Raw genomic sequence first — 20774 nt, 5'->3', positions numbered from 1 at the left:
TCTCACGGCCTGCCCGGTCCCGCTGGCCTGTGCGGTCCCGGGGTGCCGGTGGTGCTGGTGGCGCACGGCAGCCGAGATCCTCGGGCGGCGGCGGCCACCCGGGCGTTGGCCCGTGCCGTCGAGGCGGCCCGCCCCGGCCCGCCGGTGCTGCCGAGCTGGCTGGACCACACCGATCCGGGGCCGACGGAGGTTCTGCGGGGGCTGGCTGCCGCCGGTCACCGTACGGTCGTGGTGGTGCCGCTGCTGCTCACCGCCGCGTACCACCGGCGGGTGGACATCCCGGCGGCGGTGGCGGCAGCCCGGGAGGCCGCGCCGGCGCTGACGGTACGGGTGACCGACGTGCTCGGGCCGGCCGACGGGACAGTGGACGCGGGGCTGCTGGCCGGGCTGGGTCGCCGGTTGGCCGAGGCGCATCCGGGGCCTGTCGACGCGCTGGTGCTGGCGGCGGCGGGTACCCGGGACGCGCGGGCCCGTGGCTCGGTGGGGCGGGTCGCCGCCGCCATGGCCGCCCGGTCCGGCGTGCCCTGCACGGTGGCGTACGCCTCGGCGGCCCCGCCGACGGCCGACGTGGCGGTGGCCCGGCTGCGTGCGGCGGGTGCCCGGCGGGTGGCGGTGGCGGCGTACTTCCTGGCGCCGGGGCTCTTCCACGACTCCGTGGTGGCGGCGGCAGAACGGGCCGGCGCGGTCGCCGTCAGCGCACCGTTGAACGACGCGCCGGACCTGGTCGATCTGGTGCTGCGCCGGGTCGACGCGATGGGCGGCCCGATGACCGGGGTCACCGCGCCGATGTGACCCTGCGTCACCGCATCGACGCGACGCGCGGTGGGTCGTCCGTCGAGCCCGGTCACGGAGAGTGCGGGCAGCAGAACGCCCCGGCGGGACGAACCCGGCCGGGGCGTACGGCGTGTGATCGGTTTCAGGCGGAGTGAGCGCGCAGCACCCGGAGACCGCCACGGCGCTTGACCGCGCGGCGCTCCTCCTCGCTCATCCCGCCCCAGACGCCAGCGTCCTGACCGGACTCCAGTGCCCACTGCAGGCACTGGTCGGTCACGGAGCAGCGCCGGCAGACGGCCTTGGCCTGCTCGACCTGCAGAACGGCGGGGCCGGACGTCCCGATCGGGAAGAACAGCTCCGGGTCCTCGTCGCGGCAGACGGCATTGTGACGCCAGTCCATGGCGGCAACACTCCTCATTCTGGATGGGTGGCAGATAACGCTCGTGCTTTTCTTATATCCGTCCGCAGTGCCGGTCGTAACGGTTCGCTTACGACTATTCAGCATTGCGTGAGCAGACTCGTTCAGCGCCTGGGCCTGCTGGAACTACTCAACCCGCCGAGCATATCCAGGCAATGTTCCGGTAACTCAAGTTCGCTTGTGAATACTTTCACGAACGAACGCGATGTCAAGGGGTGACGCTCGGAAAAACTCCGCTCGGTGAGCAAGCTCACGACCCTTTTGTCCGATTTCCGGGCTTCCCCGCTACCCGGCGTACCACAGTCGAGGATCAATATAGTACAGTCCGCGTGACATTGCTGACATTTCCGGCACTACCTCCTCGGTGTGGCGGCCACCGCGCCGCGCGGTGTCCCGACCGCTCGACCTAGGGCGTTACCCGAGACCTAACAGATTACTCTCAGTGCGCCGGAAACGGAGGTGAATCTGACTTTGTGTCGCTCGCCGAGGTAGTCGCCGTCGAGCTGGAAGGCCTGCGGACGGGCCGAGACCAGCGTGAACTCGTCCACGTCGTGCAGTCGAAGCACCTGCTTGCCGCGCGGATCGGGGTGGCGCGACAGGAGTTGGGTCACCGTCCGTGTGGTGCTGGCGACGCGCAGCTGACGAAGCGCCATCACGTCGAGCCCGAGATCGAACGACGCCTCCGGGTTCGGGTTGATCTCCCGGTCGCCCAGGTACGTCCACGGCGCGGTGTTCTGGATGATCACCGTGCCCAGCTCGCCCTCGGCCGGTTCCCCCGGCCGCTCCAGGCTGATCGCCGGATGCCGCCGGTCCGAGCCGAGGAAGTAGTGACTCAGGGTGGAGCGGAAGTAGAGCGTCGGCGTGGACACCCGCCCCCGCCGCCGGGCCTGCTCCACCCGGTGGATCACCGCCGCGTCGAGCCCGAAGCCGGCGCAGAAGGTGAAGTAGCGGTCGTCGGCCCGGCCCAGCCCGATCGTGCGGGACCGGCCCAGCCGCAGCCCCTCCAGGATCATGCTGGTGCCGTCCGCCCACTCCCGGGGCAACCCGAGGGCGCGGGCGAAGACGTTCGTCGAGCCACCCGGCACGGTGGCCAGCGCGGGCAACCGCTCCGCCGGGGAGCCACCGGTACGGATCGTCGGCGGATCGGCGGTCATCAGACCGTTGACCACCTCGTTGACCGTGCCGTCGCCACCGAGCGTGACCACCAGGTCGACGCCCTCCTGGGCGGCCTCCCGGGCCAGGCCGGTGGCGTGGCCCCGGCGTCGGGTGTACCGCACCGACAGGTCTACTTGGCTGCGCAGCGCCCGGACCAGCACGTCCCGGCTGCGTTCGCTGGTGGTGGTGGCCTTCGGATTGACCACCAGGACGGCCCGCATGGGCGGCACTTTACGTGATCGGGCGGGGGTATCGTGACCCCCGTGACGATCGACTCCGTGCCGGTTCCCGACACCCTGCGCTGGGCGGTACGCCTGCTGCGGGCCGAGGCGGTCGGCCTGGCGTTGCTCTCCGGATGGTTGGTCTGGGCCGATCTCACCGCCACCAGGACCGACCTTGTCTCGGCACTCTTCGTGACCGGGTTCGCCATCGCCGGAGCCGTCGCGCTCTGGGCGTTGGGCGGGGCGTTGGCCCGCCGCCGGGCGGGTGCCCGCGCCCCGGCGATGGTGCTGGAGCTGATGCTGCTGCCGGTCGGCTGGTTCATGATCTCCGGCGGGCTGGGCTGGCTCGGCGTACCGCTGATGGCGCTCGGCCTCGGCGTCTGCGCGCTGCTGGTCAGTCCGCCCACCACGAAGGCCCTGGGCTTCGGCTGACCACCCGCCGGTCGTCCGCCGGTGCCGCCGGTCCCTGACGACCCCGGTGCCCACCCTCGACGGCCGGCACCCGTGCCGACCGGCTGACGGGCCCGTGCCCGACGCACGGCCGGAGGCGGGGCAGTGGCGGGGTCAGTAGCCGGCGGAGCGGCGGGTCAACAGCGAGATGGTGGCCCGGCCGTCGGCCGACTCGGCCGCCGCCGCCGTGGTCAGCGCGGTGAGCACCTTCCAGGCGAACGAGGACTCCCCCGGGAGCGCGGCGCCGCGCACGGTCGGGACCGTCACCTCGACGGTCAACGCGTCCTCGGTGACCGAGAAACGGCACTCCAACTCGGCGTCGCGGGTGGCGATGGCGAGCAGCATCGCGCACGCCTCGTCCACCGCGATGCGCAGGTCCTCGATCTCGTCGAGGGCGAACTGGAGACGGGCCGCGAGCCCCGCCGTGGCGGTGCGCAGCACGCCCAGGTAGCCGCCGTCGGCGGGCACGGTGAGGTGCACGACGTCGTCGTCGGTTGTTGGCTGGCCGGTCAGTTGAGTCACGCCTCATCCCCCCGGTCCGGGACTCTACCCGGCCGGGCGTCCGCGCGCGTGGTCGACGTCACCCCGGGCCGGCAAGATCGCGCAACGCCGTTCCGCTGAGCCGGTACGGAACCCACTCGGTCATCGGCTCGGCCCCGATCGAGGCGTAGAAGGTGGCGGCCGGATTCCAGTCGATCATCCACCAGTCCAGCCGCTGGTAGCCGCGTTCCACACAGATCGCGGCGAGCGTGGCGAGCAGCGCCCGACCGGCCCCGGTGCCCCGGTAGGCCGGGCGGACGTACAGGTCCTCCAGGTAGATGCCGTGCACACCGGCCCAGGTGGAGAAGTTGAGGAACCACAGCGCGAAGCCGACGGGCGCGTCGTCGCCGTCCACCGCGACGTGGCCGAACAGGGCCGGTGTCGGGCCGAACAGGGCGGTGTCGAGCTGCGCCCCGGTCAGCCGGCACCGGTCGGCGGCCCGCTCGTAGTCGGCCAGCTCGTGCACCATCGCGACGACGGCCGGCACGTCCTCAGGACGTGCCGGCCGGATCGTCGGTGCCGGGGCGGGCAGGGTCACGCCTGCTTGGTCTCCCAGAAGATCTTGGAGATCTCGTCGATCTTCTGGAGCAGCTCGTCGGCCTTGGCCGGGTCGGTCGCGCCCTTGGCGCCGGCCGCGCCGGCCGCCTTGGTGGCCTCGTTGAACAGCTGGTGCAGGTGCGGGTACTTCTCGAAGTGCGGCGGCTTGAAGTAGTCGGTCCAGAGCACCCACAGGTGGTGCTTGACCAGGTCGGCGCGCTGCTCCTTGATCAGGATCGCCCGGGTACGGAACTCGGGGTCCGTGTTCGCCTGGTACTTCTCGCAGATCATTTTGACCGACTCGGCCTCGATCCGGGCCTGCGCCGGGTCGTATACGCCGCACGGCAGGTCGCAGTGCGCGCTGGCGGTCACACGGGGCGAGAGGATGCGGGGAAGTCGCATCAGGGTCCTCCATGGGATGTTTGCGATGATCCGAACCGACACTACTCCTGAGGACGTCCCCGGCAGGGGCGGAGGGGAAACCTCGTGACGGTAGGTGGGTCGGGTTCCACAGTACGGCTGCGCGCACCGCTCACCGCCGTCGGTGTGACCGGGCCGTCCATGTCACCGACGCTGCGGCACGGCGATGCCGTCCTGGTCCGCAGGGGTGGCCGGCCGGTGTGCCCCGGCGACGTGGTGGTGGCCGTCTTCCGGAGCAGGCCGGAACTGCTGGTGGTCAAGCGCGCCGTCCGCCCGCAGGACGGCGGCTGGTGGTTACGCGGCGACAACGACCTGGTCACCGACGACTCCCGGGCGTACGGGGTGGCCGATGTGCTGGGTCGGGTGGTGTTCCGCTACTGGCCCCGTCCCGGCCGGCTGACACCCAAACCGATATGACCCTCCCCACATCCGGGTGCCAGTCGGCTGACTATGCTCGGGGGTGCCCGGGTGACCCCCGTACCGCGTACCGCGTGTCGCCGCACCGCCTCACCTCGCGCCCACGCGCCGGCCGCTCCGTCTGCTCGACAGATCCTGGAGTCACCATGTCTGCGTCCACCGTGGATCCCGCTGATCCCGTCTTCCGACTGCACCTCGGCGGCAAGCTGGCCGTCACCTCGACGGTCCCGCTGACCAGCCGTGAGGACCTTTCGCTCGCCTACACCCCGGGGGTGGCCCGGGTGTGCGAGGCGATCGCCGCCGATCCGGCCCTGGTCGACGAGTACACCTGGGTGTCGCACACCGTCGCGGTCGTCACCGACGGCTCCGCCGTCCTCGGACTCGGCAACATCGGCCCGCGTGCGGCGCTGCCGGTGATGGAGGGCAAGGCGGTGCTGTTCAAGCAGTTCGCCGGCGTGGACGCGGTTCCGATCTGTCTGGACACCCAGGACGTGGACGAGATCGTGGCGACGGTGCGGGCCCTCGCCCCGTCGTTCGGCGGGATCAACCTGGAGGACATCAGCGCCCCGCGCTGCTTCGAGGTGGAACGACGGCTCGACGAGGCGTTGCCCATCCCGGTCTTCCACGACGACCAGCACGGCACCGCGATCGTGGTGCTGGCCGCGTTGCGCAACGCGGCGAGCCTGCTCCACCGCAAGCTCGGCGACCTGCGGGTGACGGTCAGCGGGGCCGGCGCCGCCGGAATCGCGGTCACCCACATGCTGATCGCCGGGGGAGTGAACCCGGACCAGGTGGTGGTCTGCGACTCCCGGGGCGTCATCGGCCGGCACCGCACCGACCTGACCGAGGCCAAGGCGCACCTTGCCGAGATCACCAACGCCGAGGGCCGCCGGGGTGACGTCACCGAGGCGCTGCGCGGCGCGGACGTGCTGATCGGCGTCTCCGGCGGGCGGATTCCCGAGGCGGCGGTCGCCGGGATGGCCCCCGGCGGCATCGTCTTCGCGCTGGCCAACCCGAACCCCGAGGTGGACCCCGAGGTGGCGGCCCGGCACGTGGCGGTGGTCGCCACCGGGCGCAGCGACTACCCCAACCAGATCAACAACGTGCTCGCCTTCCCCGGCGTGTTCCGGGGCGCGTTGGACGCCCGGGCCACCCGGATCACCGACGGGATGAAGGTGGCCGCCGCCGACGCGATCGCCGGGGTGGTCGCCGAATCGCTCAGCGCGGACGCGATCGTGCCGTCCCCGCTCGATCCCCGGGTCGCCCCGGCGGTGGCGGAGGCGGTCGCCGAGGCGGCCCGGCACGACGGCGTCGCCCGCGCCTGAGCCGGCGACCGGCGCGCGCCGGTGCCGACCATCGGTGCGCCACGCCGTCCCGACCGGTGGTGCGCCGCACGTCGTGACCGCACGGGAAGGGTCCGGGCCGGCCCGGACCCTTCTTGAACGATCGTTCCGCTGTTACGGTGCGGATCATGCGTGCCGCCTATGCCTCCCGGTTCGACGCCGACAACCCGCTCGCCGCGCTCACCGTCGGTGACCGCCCCGAGCCCGCCCACCCGGACGGCGACTGGGTGACCGTGCAGGTCCGGGCCAGCTCGCTCAACCACCACGACCTGTGGTCGCTCAAGGGGGTGGGGCTCGCCGACGGTCAACTGCCGATGATCCTCGGCTGTGACGCGGCCGGCACCGACCCGGACGGCAACGAGGTGGTCATCTACCCGGTGTTGCCCACCCCCGGCGACCCGCGCGGCGTCTCCATCCTCTCCGAGCACTACCAGGGCACCCTCGCCGAGCGGGTGGCCGTACCCCGGATGAACCTGCTGCCGCTGCCGACCGGCCTGTCGGTGACCGACGCGGCCTGCCTGCCGACCGCCTGGCTCACCGCCTGGCGGATGCTCACCACCAGGGGCCGGGTCGCCGACGGCGAGTCGGTGCTGGTGCAGGGGGCCGGCGGCGGTGTCGCCACCGCGGCGGTGGCGCTCGGTGTGGCGCTGGGCAAGCGGGTGTACGCCACCAGCCGCGACGCCGGCAAGCGGGAGCGCATCGCCGCGCTGGGCGCCACCGCGGTGGAGCCCGGCGCCCGGCTGCCGGAGCGGGTCGACGTGGTGGTCGAGACGGTCGGCGCGGCCACCTTCGACCACTCGTTGAAGTCGGCCGCTCCGATGGCCCGGATCGTGGTCTCCGGCGCGACCTCCGGTCACCTGCCGGAGATCAACCTGCGCCGGGTCTTCGCCATGCAGCTGGAGATCCTCGGCACCTCGATGGGCACCCCGGACGAGTTGACCGAGCTGCTCGCCTTTTGCGCCGAGCACGAGGTGCGCCCGGTGGTGGACAGCGTGGTCCCGTTCAGCCGGGTGGCCGACGCCTTCGCCCGGCTGCACTCCGGTGAGGTCTTCGGCAAGGTCGTCGTCGACCACACCGCCTGATCCGGCGACGGCCGCCACGCTGTCGGCCCGACGGCCCCGACCGTGGCCGCCGGGCCGGTGGCGGGCCAGGCGGCCCGACGGGCATCGCGGTCAGAGACGGTCGTCGAGGGTGGCAAGGCCGCCCCGGGCCGCCTCGGCCGGGATCCGGTCCTTGGCGGCCTCGTCGCCGTAGAGGGTCCAGCGGAGGAACTCGACGGTGGTGTCCGAGACCACCCGCAGGGCCGCGCCGTCGCCGAGCAGGGCCTGGCCGTGGTCGCCCTTGGGCAGGCTGAGCATGGCCTTCGGCCAGGGCACCGCGTCGTAGACGGCCTTGCCGGCCGCGTAGTCGACCACCTTGTCGGCCTGGCCGTGCACGATGAGCTGCGGGGCGGCGGCCCCGGCGAAGGCGGTGCCCACCCCCAGCCCTGTCCCGGCGAAGACCACCCCGGCGGCCAACCGCTTGTCGCGCCAGGTGGTGAACAGGCCGATGGTGGTCGCCCCGCCCGCCGAGTGCCCGGCTGCGGCCACCCGGTCGGTGGCCAACCGGCCGCGCAGCGGGTCGCCGGCCTTCGTCTCCAGCGCCAGCACCTTGTCGAGCACGTACGACACGTCGGCGGGCTGGTTGAGCACGTCCAGGACGTTGCCGTCGGAGCCCTTGCCGGTGTGCGGGAAGGCCGGTGCGGCCACCACGAAGCCGGCCGCCGCCCAGCGGGTCAGCAGCGCCTGGTAGTCGGCCGGCCGGCCGTTCAGGCCGTGGCTGAACGCCACCACCGGGAACCGTCCGGTCGCCGCCGTCGCGTCGCGCTGCGCCGCCTCGCCGGCGGTGCCCCGGGCCGGGTACCAGAGGGTCACCGGCAGCGGGCGGTCGCCGCCCCGGTTGAGCTTCAGCTGTCGTACGCCGACCGCGAACGCCTCGGCCGGCGCGGTGCCGGCGGAAACGCGCGGTGCCGGCGTGGTGATCTTCGGTGGCTCCGGCAGCGTGGTGCTGCCTGAGCTGGGGCTCTGCGTCGAACAGCCGGCGAGGCCGGTGGCGAGCAGCGCGGCGGTCAGCAGGACCGGGGTACGGCGACGGAACATGAACCCGATTGTGCCCCGCCCGGCAGGCCGCCCGCCCCGGGTTGGACGCGGGGTGGCCGGCAGCGGACGGTCGGTCGACCTGGCAGCACGCCGGGGCGACCCACCGGCCGGTCGGCCCGCGCGGCCGGCGGGGCTCGGCCGGCGGGGCTCGGGGCGGGGCTCGGCCGGCGAAGGCGGTCAGCCGGTCAGCCGGTCGTCCAGGGTGGTGACGCCGGGGCGGGTGGCGTCGGTGCGCAGCCGGCGGCCGGCGTCCCGGTCGTCGTAGAGGGTCCAGCGGAGGAAGTCGGTGGTGGTGGCGAGGACCTGCTCGAAGCCGGGCCGGCCCGGGGCCAGGTATTCGCCGTGGCCCTGTCCGAGCACGCTGAGGAACGCCTTCGGGCCGGTCGCCCGCTGGTAACCGGCCTGACCGACGGCCAGCGGCACCACCGGGTCGGCGGTGCCGTGCACGAAGAGCAGCGGGGCGGTCGGTCCGGCGAAGGCGCCGGCCAGCCCGCCACCGGCGATGATCACGCCGGAGCGCAGCCGGGCGGAGTGACCGGAGGTGAACATGCCGGCCGTGGTGAAGCCGCCCGCCGAGTGCCCCGTCGCGGCGAACCGGCCGACGTCCAGGTGCCCGGCGAGCGGGTCACCGGCGCGGGAATCCAGCTGGACCAGGTGGCGGATCAGCCGCCAGGCGTCGGCGGGCTGGTTGCGGACGTCGGCGCGGCTGAACCGGGCAGCCCGCCGGTTGGTGTACGGGTAGGCCGGCGCGGCCACCACGAAACCGGCGGCGGCCCACCGGGTGGCCAGCGCGGCGTGCAGTTCGGGGAGGCTGCGCAGGCCGTGGCTGTGCACCACCACCGGGAACCGACCCGGGGCGATCCGACCGCCCTCGGTCGGGTACCAGAGCGTCACCGGCAGCGGACGCGGCCCGGTCGGGTCGACGGTGAGGGTGCGTACCGCGACCGGCCGGACCAGGTCCGGGGCGTGCCGGGCCGGCGGCGGTGGCCCGGTGGTGGCGGTGGCCGGGCCGCAACCGGCGAGCAACGCGGTCAGCACCACGACGCCCAGCCGCCTCATCCCCATCCCCCGACCGTAGGGGTCGGCCGCCCACCCCGGCCCCGCCGTCCGGACCGATGGGGGTCACCACCCGGCCGGTCGGCCTCCACCCCTCGGATCGGAGCCGTCACTTCAGGTGAGGCAGGGTGCTGCGGGATGCCCGGCTTCGCTAGGGTCTCCGACATGCCTGACGAGTACCTGGACCCGAGCGGCGACACCGAGCAGTTCCGCGCCTTCGCCCACGCCCCCGACGCCGCCTCGCCGGCGGATGCCGCAGCGTCCCGGTTGCCGCTGCTGATCGGCGTGGCCGTGGTCGTGGCGGCGGTGGTCGTGGTCACCCTGTGGCTCGCCCTGAGCTGACCCGCCCAGGTTCCGCGCCCGGCCCGCCCCTGAGCCGGCCGACGCTGTTCCACTCCGTAGAGCCGCAACCCTGGCTGCCGGACGGCGCGGCGCTGGCCAGGCGGCCTCAGCCGCCCGCCCCGACCACCGCACGGGTCTCCCGGGCGATCTCCCGCTCCTCGTCGGTGCCGACCACGCAGACGCTGACCTGCGCACCGGCCGGGGAGATCACCCGGTCCCCGGTGCCGGCGTTGCGGTCCGGGTCGACGGCGATGCCGAGCCGGTCCAGCCCGGCCAGGCTGGCGGCCCGTACCTCGGGGGAGCGCTCGCCCACCCCGGCGGTGAAGGTGATCGCGTCCGCCCCACCCAGCAGCGCGTGGTACGCCCCGACGTACCCGGTGATCCGGCGGCAGTAGACGTCGAAGGCGAGGACGGCGGCGGGGTCCGCGTCGGCCCGTCGGGACTGCACCTCCCGCATGTCGTTGGCCCCGGTCAGCCCGAGCAGCCCGCTGCGGTGGTTGAGCAGGTCGTCGATCTCGTCGACGGTCAGCCCGCCCTCGCGGCGCAGGTGGAAGATGATCGTCGGGTCGAGGTCACCACTGCGGGTGCCCATCACCAGCCCTTCGAGGGGGGACATCCCCATCGAGGTGGCCACGCTGCGCCCGCCGTCGACAGCACAGGCGCTCGCCCCGTTGCCCAGGTGCAGGCTGATGGTGCGCAGCCGGTCGTACGGCCGGTCGAGCAGTTCGGCGGTGCGCCTCGACACGTACGCGTGGGAGGTGCCGTGGAAGCCGTACCGGCGGATGTCGTGGCGGCGGGCGGTGGCCAGGTCGATGGCGTACGTGGCGGCGGCCTCGGGCAGGGTGTGGTGGAACGCGGTGTCGAAGACCGCCACCTGCCCGACGTCCGGCAGTAGTTCCCGGGCCACCGCGATGCCGGCCAGGTTCGCCGGGTTGTGCAGCGGGGCGAGCGGGACCAGCTCCTCGATCGCGGCGAAGACCGCGTCGTCGATGCGGACCGGCTCGCTGAACCGCCGGCCGCCGTGTACCACCCGGTGCCCGACTGCGGTCAGTCCGGCCAGGTCGAGCCGGCCCAGGATCTCCCGCACGGCGGTGGCGTGGTCGGCCGGTCCGCCGCCCGGCTCGCCGACCCGCTCCACGGTGCCGGAGTCGACCACCGACTCGCCGTCGTAGAGCCGGTACTTCACCGACGACGACCCGCAGTTGAGCACCAGCACCCGGTCTGTCACGACCCCTCCTCCGGCGACCCGGCCGCCTGGATGGCGGTGATGGCCACGGTGTTGACGATGTCGGCGACGGTCGCGCCCCGGGACAGGTCGTTGACCGGTCGACGTAGGCCCTGCATGACCGGGCCGACGGCGACCGCGCCCGCCGAGCGCTGCACCGCCTTGTACGTGTTGTTGCCGGTGTTGAGGTCCGGGAAGACGAACACGGTGGCCCGGCCGGCGACCGTGCTCTGCGGCAGCTTCGTCGCCGCGACCTGCGGGTCGATCGCCGCGTCGTACTGGATCGGCCCCTCGACCAGCAGGTCGGGCCGGCGCTCGCGGACCAGCTTGGTGGCGGCGGCGACCTTCTCCACGTCGACGCCCGCGCCGGAGTCCCCGGTCGAGTACGACAGCATCGCCACCCGGGGTTCGATGCCGAACCGGGCCGTCGTGTCGGCCGAGGAGATGGCGATGTCGGCGAGCTGGGCGGCGTCCGGGTCGGGGTTGACCGCGCAGTCACCGTAGACCAGCACCCGGTCGGCGAGCAGCATGAAGAAGACGCTCGACGCCACCGAGACGCCCGGCACGGTACGGATGATCTCGAAGGCGGGCCGGATGGTGGCGGCCGTGGTGTGGGTGGCCCCGGAGACCATCCCGTCGGCGTGGCCGGTGGCCACCATCATGGTGCCGAAGTAGTTGGGCTGGGCCACGATGTCGTGCGCCAGTTCGGCGGTGACGCCGCGGTGGGCGCGCAGCTTCGCGTACCGGGTCGCGAACTCGTCCCGCCAGGCGCTGGCGGCCGGGTCGACCACGTCCGCGCCGGTGAGGTCGATGCCCAGCTCGCGGGTGCGGCGGGCCACGTCGTCCGGGCGGCCGAGCAGGGTCAGGTCGGCCACGCCCCGGCGGAGCAGGATCTCGGTCGCGCGCAGGATGCGCTCGTCGGTGCCCTCCGGCAGCACCAGGCGGCGGCGGTCGGCGCGGGCCCGGTCGATCAGGTCGTACTCGAACATCAGCGGGGTGACCCGGTCGGAGCGGCTGACCCGCAGCCGGCGGGCCAGGTCGACGGTGTCCACGTGGCCCTCGAACGCGCCGAGCGCGGCCTCCACCTTGCGCGGGTTGGCCGGGCCGGGCCGCCCCTCGATGTGGCTGGACGCCTCGACCGTGTCGTAGCTGTCGCTGGTCACCGAGAGCACGGCGAAACCGGTGTTGAGCCGCTCGACCAGGCGCATCGCCCGGGGATCGGGCTGCTCGCCGAGGGTGAGCACCACGCCGGCCAGCGAGACCTGCCCGGCGACGTGTGCGGTGCTCGCCGCGACCAGCAGGTCGGCCCGGTCGCCGGGGGTGATCACCAGCGCCCCCTCGGTCAGGTGGTCGAGCAGGGTCGGCACGTGCGCCGCGCCGACCACGTAGTCGAGCACGTCCCGACCGAGGGCGGCGTCGTCCCCGGCCAGCAGGGTGGCGTCGAGCGCCGCCGCCACCTCGGCCACCGTCGGCGCCGACACGCTCGGCACCTCGGGGATGGCGTACGCGGGGACCGGCAGCTCCGGCAGCGTCAGCGACCCGGTGACCCGGTTGGCGATCACCGCCAGCACCGTCGCGCCCAGGTCCGCCAGATCGTGGTACGCCCCCCGCGCCGCCGCCGTGATCGCCTCAGGTTGCTGCCCGAAGCCGTCCACCACCGGCACCACCACGCTGCCGAACTCGGTGGCCAGCCGGGCGTTGAAGGCCAGTTCACGGGGGCCGGCGGCGTCCCCGCCGTCGGCGAAGTCGCTGCCCACCACGACCACCGCCGGGCAGCGTCGTTCCACCGCCCGGTACCGCTCGACGATCCGGGAGATCAGCTCCTCCCGGCGTCCGTCGGCGACCAGGGCCGCCGCCTCGGTGTACGTCGCGCCGGTCAGCTCACCCTCGGGCAGGTCGATCCGGTAGCGGTCGTGCAGCAGGGCGAGGATCGGGTCGGGGCCGCCACCGGAGACCAGCGGCCGGAACACGCCGATCCGTCCGACCTGCCGGGAGAGGAGTTCCGCGAGGCCGAGGGCGATGGTCGACTTACCCCCGCCGGACCCCACGCTGGTCAGGTAGACGCTGCGGGCCACGCCACCACCCTAGAAGATCACGTCGTTCCCCGCCCGGGACCTTCGTCCTGACCTGCCACCACCGGCGGGGTGGGGCGACGTCCGGCAGTGCGACCCGAGTCTCATTCGTGGGACGCATTGGGAGTCGAACGATCCTCGTGCCTAGACTCGCATCCCATGACTGCCGACCGTCTGAGCAGCAACAATGCGCCGAATGGGAGATCGACGCCCGTAGGTGCAAACGGCCGTCGGTCGATTGTCGATTCACCACGTACCGAAAGCGTGACGGATTTCGATGGGCCCACCGAGGTGCGGCCGAGGGCGGCCACCCCGGTCGTGCGTCCCCGCGCCTCCGTCGGCCCGGCCGCCCCCGTCAGACCACCCGCCCCCGTCAGATCGTCCACCCCGGCCGACGGGCCGACCGCGGTGATCAGCCCGGCCGACGGGCCGACCGTGGTGATCAGTCGGGCAGACGGTCCCACCGCGCTGATCGCCGCGGTTCCCCGGCTGACCCCCGTCTTCGTCGACCCCAGCGGCCGACGCCACTCCCGGCTGCGTTGGCTCGCGTACGCCCTCGGGCTGCTGGGCCTGATCTACACCGGGCTGGTGGGGGTCAGCTTCGCCGGGGGCATCGAGCCGCACACGGTGCTCCCCTTCGTGGACGAGATCGAGCAACCCGCGCGGTCCCCCTCGCCGCAGGCCGAGGCGACCAGCACCCCGACCGCCAGCACGGCCGCCGCCCCCGTGCCGCCGAGCGCCGTCACCCGGACGCCGAGGGCGAGCGCCCCCGCCGCCGTCCCGGCCACCACGGCCGCCCCCTCGCGGTCGCCGAGCGTCACCCGCTCGCCGAGCCGTAGCCCGGTCACCTCGTCGACGTCGCCCCGGCCGACCCGGACCGTCCCGGAGGCCACGACACCCACCCCGCCGCCGACCGACGACCCGTCGTCCCTGCCCGAGCCGCTGCCCGGGGCCGACGGCGGGCGCGTCGATGGCTGACCCGGCCCGCCCGCCGTCCCGTAGCCGAGCCATCCCGCCGTCCCGTAGCCGAGCCATCCCGCAGGCCCGCCGGCGAGCCGTCCCCCCGTCCCGGCGTCGCCGGGCGGTACCGCCGCCGAGCTGGATCCTGCTGGGCATGGTGCTGGCCCTGCTGGCCAGCGTGCTGCTCGTCGGCGCGTACGCCAACGCGTCCTTCGCCCCGGACCGCCGGCAGAGCACCGACGGGCAGCGTGAGGTGCCCACCTCGGTGGTGACCGGTGGACCGATCATCAGTGCCAGCAGCGAGATGGTCCGCTCCTACCGGCTGCCACCGCGCACCATCGCGTTGACCTTCGACGACGGCCCCGACCCGGTCTGGACCCGTGAGGTGTTGCGGGTGCTGGACGACCACCAGGTCAAGGGCACGTTCTTCGTGCTCGGCTCGCAGGTCGCCCGGTACCCCGAGGTGGCCCGGGACCTGGCCGACGGTGGGCACCAGCTCGGCGTGCACACCTTCACCCACCCCGACCTCGCGGAGTTGCCCGAGTGGCGGCAACGGCTGGAGTACGCCCAGACGCAGCTCGCCGTGGCCAGCGCCACCGGCCTGCGGACCTCGCTGATCCGGTTCCCGTACTCCTCGCACGCCTACGCGATCGACAACCGGGACTGGCCGGTGGTCACCACCGCCGGTGACCTGGGCTACCTGACGTTCCTCAACGACACCGACAGCCAGGACTGGTCGCTGCCCGGGGTGGACAAGATCGTCGAGAACGCCGCCCCGGACGGTGACTCCGGTGCCATCACCCTCTGGCACGACGCCGGTGGCGACCGGGCGCAGACCGTCGCCGCCCTCGACCGGTTCATCCCGATGATGAAGGAACGGGGATACCGGTTCGTCACCGCGACCGAGGGGTTGAACCTCGCCTTCGCCGCCGCCGGGGTGGACCATCGGGTGGACGCCGCCAAGGCCGCCAGCACCGGGGACCGGTGGCGCGGTCGGATGCTGATCTGGGCGGTGCAGGGCGCCGACAACATGCTGACCGTGTTCGGGAGCCTCTTCGTCGTCGTCGGTCTGCTCACCGTGGGGCGTAGCGTCGTGCTGTTCGTGCTCGCCGGGCGGCACGCCCGACGTCGACGGGCCAAGGGCTGGACCTGGGGGCCGCCGGTCACCGCGCCGGTCTCGGTGATCGTCCCGGCGTACAACGAGAAGGAGGGGATCGCCGCGGCGGTCCGATCCCTGGCCGGAGGCGACCATCCCGGCGGGATCGAGGTGGTCGTCGTCGACGACGGCTCCACCGACGGCACCGCGGACATCGTCGACGCCCTCGGCCTGCCCAACGTCCGGGTCGTCCGTAAGCCCAACGGGGGCAAGCCCAGCGCGTTGAACACCGGTCTGGCGCTGGCCCGGCACGACCTGATCGTGATGGTCGACGGGGACACCGTCTTCGAGCCCGACGCGGTACGCCGGTTGGTGCAGCCCTTCGCCGACCCGCAGGTGGGCGCGGTGGCCGGCAACGTCAAGGTCGGCAACCGGCGCAGCCTGATCGCCAAGTGGCAGCACATCGAGTACGTCATCGGGTTCAACCTGGACCGGCGGCTCTACGAGACGCTGCGCTGCATGTCCACCGTGCCCGGCGCGATCGGCGGGTTCCGGCGGGAGGCGCTGCGCTACGCCGGGGGGATGACCGACGACACCCTGGCCGAGGACACCGACATCACCATCGCCCTGGGCCGGGCCGGCTGGAAGGTGGTCTACGAGGAGACCGCCCGCGCCTGGACGGAGGCGCCGACGACCATCGGCCAGCTCTGGAAGCAGCGCTACCGGTGGAGCTACGGCACCATGCAGGCGATGTGGAAGCACCGTCGCTCCGTGTTCGACCGGGGCGCGTCGGGCCGGTTCACCCGGCGGTGCATGTTCTTCCTCAGCCTCTTCGGGGTGCTGCTGCCGCTGCTCGCGCCGGTGATCGACCTGCTGGCCCTGTACGGCCTGTTCTTCCTCGACCGCCAGGCCACGGCGGTGGCCTGGCTGCTCATGCTCGGCGTGCAGACCATCACCGCCGTGGTGGCGTTCCGGCTCGACCGGGAGAAGCTGGGGGTGCTGTGGGTGCTACCCCTCCAGCAGTTCGTCTACCGGCAGTTGATGTACCTGGTGTTGGTCCAGGCGGTGGTCACCGCGCTGACCGGCGGCCGGCTGGGCTGGCAGAAGCTCCGCCGCACCGGCCTGGCACCGGCCGTCCGCAACGGCTGACCGCCGCCGTTCCGAAGGCGGTCCGGCGGCGGACGGCTGACCATCGCGCCGGGGTGGACCAGGCGGGTGCGGGTGCAGGAAGGTCAGTCCTCGTCGAGGTCGTCGAGGCGGGCCAGCCAGGTGGCGAAGCGCTCGATCGGCGTCTCGAACTCGGGATTGAGGTCGACGAAGTCGCGCAGCCGCTCCCCGAGCCACTCCAGGGTGACCTGCTCGTCTCCCCGCCGCTGCACCAGCTCCTCGATCCCACGATCGGTGAAGTACACCGTGTTCCTCATTCCTCGGTGACGGGGCCGGCCCGCACCTTGACAGGGGCGGGCCGGGTGGGTCGGGATCGGGTGGGTCAGGGGCGGGGGAGGGCGGCGTCGAGCAGACCGGTCTGCTCCACCTCGTGCATCTTGGCCGAGCCGACCGCCGGGGCGGCGGCGGCGGGGCGGGAGATGCGACGCAGCCGGACGTCGGCCAGGTGCTCCAGCAGGTTGAGCGCGACGAAGCTCCACGCCCCCTGGTTGGCCGGCTCCTCCTGCACCCAGGCGAAGTCCTCGGCGTTCGGGTACGCCGCCAGCGCGGCCCGGATCTCCTCCACCGGCAGCGGGTAGAGCTGCTCGATCCGGATGATCGCGGTGTCGGTGACGCCCCGCTCCGCGCGGGCGGAGAACAGGTCGTAGTAGACCTTGCCCGAGCAGAGCAGCACCCGCTTGACCTGCTCCGGCGCGGGTGCGGCGGTGTCGGCGAGCACCGGGGCGAAGGTGCCGGTGGTGAAGTCCTCCACCGAGCTGACGCAGAGCTTGTGCCGCAGCAGCGACTTCGGCGTGAACACCACCAGCGGCTTGCGCTTGGGCGACAGGGCCTGGCGACGCAGCAGGTGGAAGTAGTTCGCCGGGGTGGTCGGGATGGCCACCCGCATGTTGTCCTCGGCGCACATCTGGAGGAACCGCTCCGGGCGGCCGGAGGTGTGGTCCGGGCCCTGTCCCTCGTGGCCGTGCGGCAGCAGCAGGGTGACCGCGGAGCGCTGGCCCCACTTCACCTCGCCGGAGGAGATGAACTCGTCGATCACCGACTGGGCACCGTTGACGAAGTCACCGAACTGGGCCTCCCAGGCGACCAGCGCGTTGACGTTTTCCACCGAGTAGCCGTACTCGAAGCCCATCGCGGCGTACTCGGACAGCAGCGAGTCGTGCACGAAGAACCGGGACCGCTCGCCGTCGGCGGTGAGCGTCTTCAACGGCAGGTAGTCCTCGCCGGTCTTCGAGTCGACCACCGAGGCGTGCCGCTGGACGAAGGTGCCCCGGCGGGAGTCCTGGCCGGCGAGCCGGACGGTGATCCCGTCGTGCAGCAGAGAGCCGAACGCGATGATCTCGCCGTACCCCCAGTCGATGTTGCCCTCGACGGACATCTTGGCCCGCCGGTCGAGCAACTGCTGGATCCGCTTGTGCGGGGTGAAGCCGTCGGGCAGGTTGACGTGCGCCTCGCCGACCGCCTTGACCACGGCGGCGTCGGTGGCGGTCTCCACCTGCGGCTCCGGCTCGTGCTCGCGGCGCGGCCGGCTGACCTGGCGGGGGGTGGTGGCGGCGTCCCGGGTGGCCTTGAAGACCCGCTCCAGCTGCGACTGGTAGTCGCGCAGCAGCTCCTCGGCGTCCTCGACGGTGATGTCGCCCCGCCCGATCAGCTCCTCGGTGTAGAGCTTGCGGACCGAACGCTTCGAGTCGATGATCTTGTACATCTGCGGGTTGGACATCGACGGGTCGTCGCCCTCGTTGTGCCCGCGCCGGCGGTAGCAGACCATGTCGATCACGACGTCCTTGTTGAACGCCTGCCGGTACTCGAAGGCCAGCCGGGCGACCCGGACCACGGTCTCCGGGTCGTCGCCGTTGACGTGGAAGATCGGCGCCTGGATCATCCGGGCCACGTCGGTGCTGTAGAGGCTGGACCGGCTGTACTCCGGGGCGGTGGTGAAGCCGACCTGGTTGTTGACCACCACGTGCACGGTGCCACCGGTGCGGTAGCCGCGCAGCTGGGACAGGTTGAGCGTCTCGGCCACCACGCCCTGCCCGGCGAAGGCGGCGTCACCGTGCACCGCCAGCGGCAGCACGGTGTAGCCCTCCAGCTTGAGGTCGATCCGGTCCTGCTTGGCCCGGACGATGCCCTCCAGCACCGGGTCGACCGCCTCCAGGTGCGACGGGTTCGCCACCACCGAGACCTTGACCTGGTGGTCGCCGTCCGGGGTGGTGAACTTGCCGTTCTGGCCCAGGTGGTACTTCACGTCACCGGAACCCTGCGTCGAGCGCGGGTCCAGGTGGCCCTCGAACTCGGAGAAGATCTTCTCGTACGGCTTGCCGACGATGTTGGCCAGCACGTTGAGCCGGCCCCGGTGGGCCATGCCGATGACGACCTCGTCCAGCCCGTCCTCGGCGGACGCCTCCAGCACCTCGCCGAGCAGCGGGATCAGCGACTCGCCGCCCTCCAGCGAGAACCGCTTCTGGCCGACGTACTTGGTCTGCAGGAAGGTCTCGAACGCCTCGGCGGCGTTGAGCCGGTTGAGCACGTGCTTCTGCTCGTCGGCGGCCGGCTTCTCGTAGCGGCGCTCGATCCGCTCCTGGATCCAGCGGCGCTCCTCCGGGTCCTGGATGTGCATGTACTCCACGCCGACCCGGCGGCAGTACGAGTCGCGCAGCACGCCGAGGATCTCGCGCAGCTTCATCCGCTGCTTGCCGGCGAAGCCGTTGACCGGGAAGGTCCGGTCCAGGTCCCACAGGGTCAGCCCGTGCTGGAGGACGTCCAGGTCGGGGTGCTTGCGGATGGTGAATTCCAGCGGGTCGGTGTCGGCCATCAGGTGGCCCCGGACCCGGTAGGCGTGGATCAGCTCGTGCACCCGCGCGGTCTTGTTGATCTGGCCTTCGGAGTCGACGGCCACGTCCCGCACCCAGCGCACCGGCTCGTACGGGATGCGCAGCGAGGTGAAGATCTGGTCGTAGAAGCCGCGCTCGCCGAGCATCAGCTCGTGCATGACCTTGAGGAACTCGCCGGACTGCGCGCCCTGGATGATCCGGTGGTCGTAGGTGCTGGTCAGCGTGATGATCTTGCTGACCGCCAGCTCGGCCAGGGTCGCCTCGCTCATCCCCTGGTACGGCGCGGGGTACTCCATCGCGCCGACACCGATGATCGCGCTCTGCCCCTGCATCAGCCGGGGGATCGAGTGGACCGTGCCGATGCCGCCCGGGTTGGTCAGCGAGATCGTCGTGCCGGCGTAGTCCTCCATGGTCAGCTCGTTGCGGCGGGCGCGTCGGACCACGTCCTCGTACGCCTGCCAGAACTGCCGGAAGTCCATCTGCTCGCAGCCCTTGATCGACGGCACCACCAGGTTGCGGGTGCCGTCGGGCTTGGTCAGGTCGATGGCGATGCCCAGGTTGACGTGCTCCGGGCGGATCATCGCCGGCTTGCCGTCGACCTCGGCGAAGGAGTTGTTCAGCTCCGGGTGCTCGACCACGGCCCGGACCAGCGCGTACCCGATCAGGTGGGTGAAGCTGACCTTGCCACCACGCCCCCGGGCGAGGTGGTTGTTGATCACGATGCGGTTGTCCACCAGCAGCTTGGCCGGGACCGCGCGCACGCTGGTGGCGGTCGGCACGGCCAGCGAGGCGTCCATGTTCTGCACGATCCGGGCGGCGACCCCGCGCAGCGGCGTGGTGCCGGCGGCGCTGACCGTCGGCACCTTCGCCGCCGGCTTCGCCGGGGCGGCCTTGTCGGTCGCGGCGGGCTTGGCGGTGGCCGGCTTCGCGGCGGGCTTCGCGGTGGTGGCGGGCTTCGCGGTGGTGGCCGGCTTCGCGGCGGGGGGCGCGGCCGGCTTCGCCGGCTGCTGGGTGACGGTGGCGGCCGGCTCCTGCTGTTCGGCCGGTTCCGGCGTCGCGGCCTTGCCCGTGGCCGGTGCGCCCTTGCCTTCGGCTGGACGCGGGGTCGCGGCGCCGGGGGCGGGTCGGTAGTCGGCGAAGAAATCGTGCCAGGCCGAGTCGACGCTCGATGGGTCGGCGAGGTAGCGCTGGTACATCTCCTCGACGATCCACTCGTTCGGGCCGAAACCCGCCAGTGGGTTCTCCTGCGAAGTCTGCTGGGTCGACACGGCCGGTAATCGCCTCTTTCACGCGGGTTTGTGTGTCACGCGGTGTCCGCCGTCGTCCGAGAGTGCGAATGGGCGGGGGACGGCTCCCAGGCTACGCCGTAGGAATACGGTAGGCATTTCCACCTCCGGCGGGTGGTCGGTTTCACAGAAGATGCGAGAGGCGCGATCAGCTCCCCGTGTCCCACCGACTCCGCTGCGCCACCCGGGCCGACCGGCCGGCGCGCGGGGCCCTACCAGCTGTGGGTGCGGGCCTCCGGGGAGTCACCGTCGGCCCGGAGTGGCCCCGGAACGTGGGCCGGCCCGGCGCGACGGGTCGTCGCGCCGGGCCGGAACCAGCCGGGATGCCG

The 20774-nt window shown here is 72.6% G+C and carries 19 protein-coding genes; 8 read left to right on the top strand and 11 right to left on the bottom strand.

Going from position 1 to position 20774, the window contains the following annotated elements:
* The first annotated feature begins 9 nt into the window (after positions 1-9).
* Entirely contained in the window at positions 10-792 is a 783-nt protein-coding gene (locus ACIG87_RS26955) for a sirohydrochlorin chelatase (RefSeq protein WP_396854326.1), read from the top strand.
* Positions 793-916: 124 nt separating this feature from the next.
* On the opposite strand, the gene ACIG87_RS26950 is transcribed toward ACIG87_RS26955, so the two are convergent.
* Both ACIG87_RS26950 and ACIG87_RS26945 read right to left on the bottom strand, forming a co-directional pair.
* Positions 917-1174, bottom strand: a complete 258-nt coding sequence (locus ACIG87_RS26950; protein WP_067311984.1) for a WhiB family transcriptional regulator — start codon at positions 1172-1174, stop codon at positions 917-919.
* A gap of 443 nt (positions 1175-1617) precedes the next feature.
* Positions 1618-2568: a diacylglycerol/lipid kinase family protein gene (locus ACIG87_RS26945; protein ID WP_396854245.1), complete on the bottom strand. Its 951-nt coding sequence runs from the start codon at positions 2566-2568 to the stop codon at positions 1618-1620.
* 42 nt (positions 2569-2610) lie between these two features.
* On the opposite strand from ACIG87_RS26945, the gene ACIG87_RS26940 reads away from it, so the two are divergent.
* On the top strand, positions 2611-3000 hold the full coding sequence (locus tag ACIG87_RS26940) for a hypothetical protein (RefSeq protein WP_396854243.1): 390 nt from the start codon (positions 2611-2613) through the stop codon (positions 2998-3000).
* A 132-nt stretch (positions 3001-3132) separates the two neighbouring features.
* Here the strand turns inward: ACIG87_RS26940 and ACIG87_RS26935 are convergent, their stop codons facing one another.
* The 3 genes from ACIG87_RS26935 to sodN all read right to left on the bottom strand — a co-directional run bounded on the left by ACIG87_RS26935 (position 3133) and on the right by sodN (position 4497).
* Positions 3133-3540 carry an ATP-binding protein gene (locus ACIG87_RS26935; protein WP_396854241.1) on the bottom strand — a complete coding sequence of 136 codons (408 nt, stop codon included), beginning with the start codon at positions 3538-3540 and terminating at the stop codon, positions 3133-3135.
* A 58-nt stretch (positions 3541-3598) separates the two neighbouring features.
* On the bottom strand, positions 3599-4027 hold the full coding sequence (locus tag ACIG87_RS26930) for a GNAT family N-acetyltransferase (protein ID WP_396854325.1): 429 nt from the start codon (positions 4025-4027) through the stop codon (positions 3599-3601).
* A 65-nt stretch (positions 4028-4092) separates the two neighbouring features.
* Complete coding sequence (gene sodN, locus ACIG87_RS26925) at positions 4093-4497, bottom strand: superoxide dismutase, Ni (protein ID WP_088645999.1); 405 nt, start codon at positions 4495-4497, stop codon at positions 4093-4095.
* 84 nt (positions 4498-4581) lie between these two features.
* Between sodN and ACIG87_RS26920 the strand changes: the two genes are divergently transcribed.
* From ACIG87_RS26920 to ACIG87_RS26910, 3 genes are all read left to right on the top strand, one after another.
* Positions 4582-4932: a S24/S26 family peptidase gene (locus ACIG87_RS26920; protein ID WP_396854239.1), complete on the top strand. Its 351-nt coding sequence runs from the start codon at positions 4582-4584 to the stop codon at positions 4930-4932.
* Positions 4933-5078: 146 nt separating this feature from the next.
* The gene (locus ACIG87_RS26915) at positions 5079-6257 is read left to right on the top strand and encodes an NADP-dependent malic enzyme (protein ID WP_396854238.1); all 1179 of its coding nucleotides are present in this window, start codon (positions 5079-5081) and stop codon (positions 6255-6257) included.
* A gap of 137 nt (positions 6258-6394) precedes the next feature.
* A complete protein-coding gene (locus ACIG87_RS26910; RefSeq protein WP_396854236.1) occupies positions 6395-7357 on the top strand; it encodes a zinc-binding dehydrogenase in 963 nt (320 codons plus the stop codon).
* 90 nt (positions 7358-7447) lie between these two features.
* Here ACIG87_RS26910 and ACIG87_RS26905 read toward each other — a convergent pair whose 3' ends face one another.
* Complete coding sequence (locus ACIG87_RS26905; RefSeq protein WP_396854234.1) at positions 7448-8413, bottom strand: alpha/beta hydrolase family protein; 966 nt, start codon at positions 8411-8413, stop codon at positions 7448-7450.
* 177 nt (positions 8414-8590) lie between these two features.
* On the bottom strand, positions 8591-9478 hold the full coding sequence (locus tag ACIG87_RS26900) for an alpha/beta hydrolase family protein (protein ID WP_396854233.1): 888 nt from the start codon (positions 9476-9478) through the stop codon (positions 8591-8593).
* 156 nt (positions 9479-9634) lie between these two features.
* Here ACIG87_RS26900 and ACIG87_RS26895 point away from each other — a divergent pair, with 156 nt between their 5' ends.
* Positions 9635-9811, top strand: a complete 177-nt coding sequence (locus ACIG87_RS26895) for a hypothetical protein (RefSeq protein ID WP_396854231.1) — start codon at positions 9635-9637, stop codon at positions 9809-9811.
* Positions 9812-9917: 106 nt separating this feature from the next.
* On the opposite strand, the gene ACIG87_RS26890 is transcribed toward ACIG87_RS26895, so the two are convergent.
* Both ACIG87_RS26890 and pta read right to left on the bottom strand, forming a co-directional pair.
* On the bottom strand, positions 9918-11039 hold the full coding sequence (locus tag ACIG87_RS26890) for an acetate/propionate family kinase (protein ID WP_396854230.1): 1122 nt from the start codon (positions 11037-11039) through the stop codon (positions 9918-9920).
* Complete coding sequence (gene pta, locus ACIG87_RS26885; protein ID WP_396854229.1) at positions 11036-13111, bottom strand: phosphate acetyltransferase; 2076 nt, start codon at positions 13109-13111, stop codon at positions 11036-11038. Before pta ends, ACIG87_RS26890 begins: the two co-directional genes overlap by 4 nt.
* A gap of 405 nt (positions 13112-13516) precedes the next feature.
* Here pta and ACIG87_RS26880 point away from each other — a divergent pair, with 405 nt between their 5' ends.
* Both ACIG87_RS26880 and ACIG87_RS26875 read left to right on the top strand, forming a co-directional pair.
* Complete coding sequence (locus tag ACIG87_RS26880) at positions 13517-14086, top strand: hypothetical protein (RefSeq protein WP_396854227.1); 570 nt, start codon at positions 13517-13519, stop codon at positions 14084-14086.
* Positions 14079-16313 (top strand): bifunctional polysaccharide deacetylase/glycosyltransferase family 2 protein, encoded by a 2235-nt coding sequence (locus ACIG87_RS26875; RefSeq protein WP_396854226.1) that lies wholly within the window; start codon positions 14079-14081, stop codon positions 16311-16313. Before ACIG87_RS26880 ends, ACIG87_RS26875 begins: the two co-directional genes overlap by 8 nt.
* Before the next feature lie 83 nt (positions 16314-16396).
* Here the strand turns inward: ACIG87_RS26875 and ACIG87_RS26870 are convergent, their stop codons facing one another.
* Positions 16397-16588 carry a DUF6104 family protein gene (locus ACIG87_RS26870; protein ID WP_396854224.1) on the bottom strand — a complete coding sequence of 64 codons (192 nt, stop codon included), beginning with the start codon at positions 16586-16588 and terminating at the stop codon, positions 16397-16399.
* Positions 16589-16653: 65 nt separating this feature from the next.
* Positions 16654-20427 carry a multifunctional oxoglutarate decarboxylase/oxoglutarate dehydrogenase thiamine pyrophosphate-binding subunit/dihydrolipoyllysine-residue succinyltransferase subunit gene (locus ACIG87_RS26865; protein ID WP_396854222.1) on the bottom strand — a complete coding sequence of 1258 codons (3774 nt, stop codon included), beginning with the start codon at positions 20425-20427 and terminating at the stop codon, positions 16654-16656.
* Positions 20428-20774: the final 347 nt, after the last annotated feature.

This window comes from Micromonospora sp. NPDC051925 (assembly GCF_044548625.1).
Lineage (GTDB): Bacteria > Actinomycetota > Actinomycetes > Mycobacteriales > Micromonosporaceae > Micromonospora.
The sequence above is the reverse complement of the archived record's forward strand: the minus strand, read 5'-3'. Positions and strand labels throughout refer to the sequence as shown.